Origin of the sequence: Dietzia sp. HMSC21D01 (assembly GCF_001815995.1) — a bacterium.
GTDB lineage: Bacteria > Actinomycetota > Actinomycetes > Mycobacteriales > Mycobacteriaceae > Dietzia > Dietzia cinnamea.
In genome coordinates this window covers 1-3,845 of record NZ_KV823619.1, presented here as the reverse complement: position 1 = coordinate 3,845, position 3,845 = coordinate 1, and the positions used below count along the sequence as shown (strand labels likewise).

Here is a 3,845-nt window from a genome sequence, read left to right as displayed (position 1 = left end):
CCCTCGCCCTCCGTGCTCTACCTGCCGCTGCACCCGCAGATCCGCCCGGTCCGCGCGAATGGTTGCTCGAATTCATCAACAACCCGATCTCCCGGCTTCTCACCCACCCGGCCGTCGTCGGGGCGCAGTTCGTAGCTGGTTTCTACCTCTTCTACCTCGGAGGCATGTACGAGGAGCTAATCTCCGAGCACCTGGGCCATATGTTCATGAACGGATTCTTCCTGGTCAGCGGTTACCTGTTCTTCTGGGTGATCATCGGCGTGGATGAAACACCCACACCTGTGAGCCCTCGCACCAGATTCCTGATACTCCTGAGTTCGATGTCGTTTCATATCCTTTTCGGGCTTATGCTGATCAACTCGCAAACGATCCTCGCCGAGGCTTGGTACAGCGATCTCAACCTGCCGTGGATCCCTGATCTTCTTCGCGATCAGCAAGTCGGAGGTGGCATCTCCGTGGCCGCGGGCGAGGCGATGCTGTTGGTTGTCCTCCTCGCCCTCGGGCGCAGATGGCATTCCAGTAGAGGACAGACGCGGGAACGTGCCCACCGCGCCACGGCGGACAAGCGTGCCGAACCGCGCTCCGAGAAGGTGCTACAGCAGGGCCCGAGCTCGAACTGAAGCCGAGCTCCTTGAGGCTGCCCCGCATGCCCGCGGGCAGCAGCCAAACGACCCTCGCACGGGGGAGCCATCTTGCCCCGAGGTTTGCAGTGGCCGAATCGACTCGACTACCTTCGCACGGGTAAGATCACGAAAGCATCACGGCGCAGCGACAGAGGGGACACGGCGGCAGTGAAGAGAAGGCGCGCTCGCCGCAACGGAGACTCGCTCACAGTCGACCATTGGGGGCTCGACGGTACGGTTCGGCATCGCGGGGAACATCGCCGCCCCTCCCAGGCAACCGCCGTCCGCGATCGGGTCATCGTGGTCGCGGTTGCTGCAGGGGCGGTCACCTCGTCGGGCAGCGCTCTGGCCACCCCGCATGAAGACGCCTCCGGTGAACACATCGACCTGATCGCTCACCAATCGACGATCAGTCCGAGCGCGCCCGAGGTGCCTCCCACTGCGTCTGACCAAGCAGAGGCGCCCGTGCCACTTCCTGGCAGTCCTGAGCCCATCACCCCACGGGAGGACGCCGCGGACGAAGGTGCCGCCTCCATGGTCACTTCGCTGATGACCGGCACGGCCATCGATACGTACCGACAGGTCACTGAGGAGACCGCGCGTCGTCCGAAGGCAGCGATGCCGACGAGCGGTTCGCTGACCTCCGGATTCGGCCAGCGCTGGGGGGCACTCCACGGCGGTGCCGATATCGCCAACGCCATCGGCACTCCCATCTTGGCGGCCAGCGAGGGCATGGTCATCGATGCCGGGCCAGCGCAAGGATTCGGCAACTGGGTGCGCATCATGTCGGATGAGGGCACGATGACCGTTTATGGACACATGGAGGAAGTCCTAGTGTCCACGGGCCAGCGCGTACAAGCAGGGCAAACAATCGCCCTAATGGGAAATCGCGGTTTTTCCACCGGGCCTCACCTGCACTTCGAGGTCTGGACAAATGAGGGACGAGATCGAGCGGATCCCCTGGAGTGGCTCCGACAGAAGGGCGTCGACCCGTACTCCACCAATTCGCTTGCCGTTCAGAGCTAGCTCTGAACTGTTCTGAGGAGCTGGCGCCCTCGTGTGCGGTGCGCCGCCTCGGGCTGTCAACCGACTGTCGATGCCATTGGCCAGTACCTCGGACGGTTATCCCTCCATCACTCCTTGGCCGATATAGCCACCCTCCTGGCATCCGGGCGGAATGGCGAAGACAGCTGATCCGATCGGCACAGTCCAGGTGTTAAGCATGTCCTGCTCGGCGAGTCGTTGCTGGATCGGGAGATACTGCCGTACCGGATCGGCTTGGTAGGCGGCGAACAGCAGTCCGGAGTTGCTGATCTCACCTGGCTGCGGGGTGTCGTCGTAGTTGTACGGTCGACGTAGGATTGTCTCGCTTCGGTTGCGCGAATGCGCACGGGCGATATGCGATTCGGCGGGAATGACGGGCAAACCGACCTCGTTCATCGCCGTGAAGTCTGCGGGGTCGTGCTCGTCTGTGCCAGTGAGCGGAGCACCCGTGTCCAGTTTTCGTCCCACCGAAAGCTCGCGGCTGTTTCGGTCGATCTCCTCCCACGAGTTCATCGTCATCCGGATGCGGCGCAGCACCAGCGACGTCCCCCCCACGCATCCATTGCTGTTCCGCGCCGTCTGAAAACAGCAGCGCCTCGAAGTCGGATTCGGCGGGGGCGGGGTTGACGGTGCCGTCAAGCTGGCCAAACAGATTCCGCTGCGTCCGGCCGGACGGATCGGTGCCAACTGCCCGCCGGAATCCGCGCTGGACCCACCGCTGGGTGGCGACACCACGGACACCGGAGGCCAGGACGCGGGCGGCGTGAGCCACCGTGAGTGGGTCATCCGCGCAGATCTGAAGCAACAGGTCTCCGCCGGACCATCTGTCCTCGAGACGGTCAATCTGCGGGTTCGCCAAGGTCTCTCTGAAAAACGGCGGAACTATCGCGGACTACATCCAGCCATACAACCCGATCGGCAGGGATAGCCAAGCGGTGTATGCGAACATCAAGGCTTCCCTTCCCGGGCTGGTTCAGAATGCATACAAGCGATCCTGATTGCCCATTCTGCGAGATCGTCCAGCGGGACGATCCCGATGCTCGCGAGGTCTACCGCGACGAGCACGTCGTGGCCTTCTTCCCGACCGAGCCTGCCGTCCTTGGACACACCATGGTCGTGCCACGAGGGCATGTCCCGGACATCTGGTCCCTGCCCGAGGAGACGTCGGCGCATCTTGCCCGGGCCACCGTTCGCCTCGCGGCTGCCGTTCGCGGGGCCGTCGAGCCCGAGGGGCTGAACATCATCCAGTCCAACGGCGAGGTGGCGACACAGACTGTCTTCCACCTACACGTTCATCTTGTCCCCCGCTGGGCCAGCGATGCGATGGGACCAATCTGGCCGGAGGAGACCGACTACACCGAGCAGGCTAAGGACCAAATGCAAGATCGCGTTCGCCAAGCGTGTCGAGAGATGCATGAGAATGACTGATTTCTCGACGCCAACTCAGCACGATCCCGAGGACCGTCGCAAACACCTCGACTTCATTCAGTCCGTGGTCACACGCATGTCTGCCGCGTCCTCCAACGCCAAAGCGTGGCTCTTGCCCGTGGTCACTGCCGCCTACGGGTACGCCCTGACCCAGAGAGCCGATTCCGTTGCTCTGCTCGGCCTCGGCGCGACTCTGCTCTTCGCCTATCTTGACGCCAACTACCTGCGTCAGGAGAAACGCTTCCGGAGCCTTTACAAGGCCGTTGCCTCCGGGCGCTACAACATCGAGACCTTCTCGCTCCAGCCCGACGACCTACCTTCAAATATTCCAACAAAGGAGACAGGAGACTGGCCACCGGTCATGCCTCGCTGGGTTAATCGGATGCTGCCCGGGCCGAGCGTTTGGCTCTCCTGGTCGGTCGGCGCCTTCTACCTCCCCGTAGCCATTGTGGGCGTGGTGATCGCCTGTGTAGTCCACTAGACTTCGCTATTCCGTCGATCGCCCTATTCAACCGACCAGGCCGCGGCCGGAGGCACTTCTATGGGGTGTCGGCAGCGCTCAACCAGTGTCCGGCGGACCTTCCTGATTCCCTATTGAATGATGACTGAAAGCGCCCCGGCAGTACGCCCACTTCGAATACTCAAACTGTCCATTAGCTCTTTTTGAGTGGTCGGCAGCTGGCGCCGCCACTGAGGCGGAGCTACCGGCCGTGTCTGGCTTCAGTGGCGCTCTGGCCGTCGGGCCGCGTA

The 3,845-nt window shown here is 62.8% G+C and carries 4 protein-coding genes and 1 pseudogene; 4 read left to right on the top strand and 1 reads right to left on the bottom strand.

What is annotated here, in order from left to right; translation table 11 throughout:
• Together HMPREF3086_RS00630 and HMPREF3086_RS19205 are read left to right on the top strand one after the other, a co-directional pair.
• A partial coding sequence (locus HMPREF3086_RS00630) for a cytochrome c oxidase assembly protein (protein ID WP_141763934.1) occupies positions 1-620 on the top strand: 620 nt, incomplete at its 5' end.
• A 537-nt stretch (positions 621-1,157) separates the two neighbouring features.
• Positions 1,158-1,649 carry a M23 family metallopeptidase gene (locus HMPREF3086_RS19205; protein WP_239550792.1) on the top strand — a complete coding sequence of 164 codons (492 nt, stop codon included), beginning with the start codon at positions 1,158-1,160 and terminating at the stop codon, positions 1,647-1,649.
• 96 nt (positions 1,650-1,745) lie between these two features.
• Here the strand turns inward: HMPREF3086_RS19205 and HMPREF3086_RS00620 are convergent.
• Positions 1,746-2,526 (bottom strand): annotated as a pseudogene (locus HMPREF3086_RS00620) (Dyp-type peroxidase); the annotation flags it as partial.
• A gap of 119 nt (positions 2,527-2,645) precedes the next feature.
• On the opposite strand from HMPREF3086_RS00620, the gene HMPREF3086_RS00615 reads away from it, so the two are divergent.
• Together HMPREF3086_RS00615 and HMPREF3086_RS00610 are read left to right on the top strand one after the other, a co-directional pair.
• On the top strand, positions 2,646-3,095 hold the full coding sequence (locus HMPREF3086_RS00615; protein ID WP_070719699.1) for an HIT family protein: 450 nt from the start codon (positions 2,646-2,648) through the stop codon (positions 3,093-3,095).
• On the top strand, positions 3,082-3,576 hold the full coding sequence (locus HMPREF3086_RS00610) for a hypothetical protein (RefSeq protein WP_146776261.1): 495 nt from the start codon (positions 3,082-3,084) through the stop codon (positions 3,574-3,576). The genes HMPREF3086_RS00615 and HMPREF3086_RS00610 overlap by 14 nt, the downstream gene beginning before the upstream one ends.
• Positions 3,577-3,845 lie beyond the last annotated feature (269 nt).

Coding starts and splice junctions, on each gene's coding strand:
- HMPREF3086_RS00615 (WP_070719699.1), top strand. CDS start 2,646: ATGCATACAAGCGATCCTGATTGCCCATTCTGCGAGATCGTCCAGCGG.
- HMPREF3086_RS19205 (WP_239550792.1), top strand. CDS start 1,158: ATGGTCACTTCGCTGATGACCGGCACGGCCATCGATACGTACCGACAG.
- HMPREF3086_RS00610 (WP_146776261.1), top strand. CDS start 3,082: ATGAGAATGACTGATTTCTCGACGCCAACTCAGCACGATCCCGAGGAC.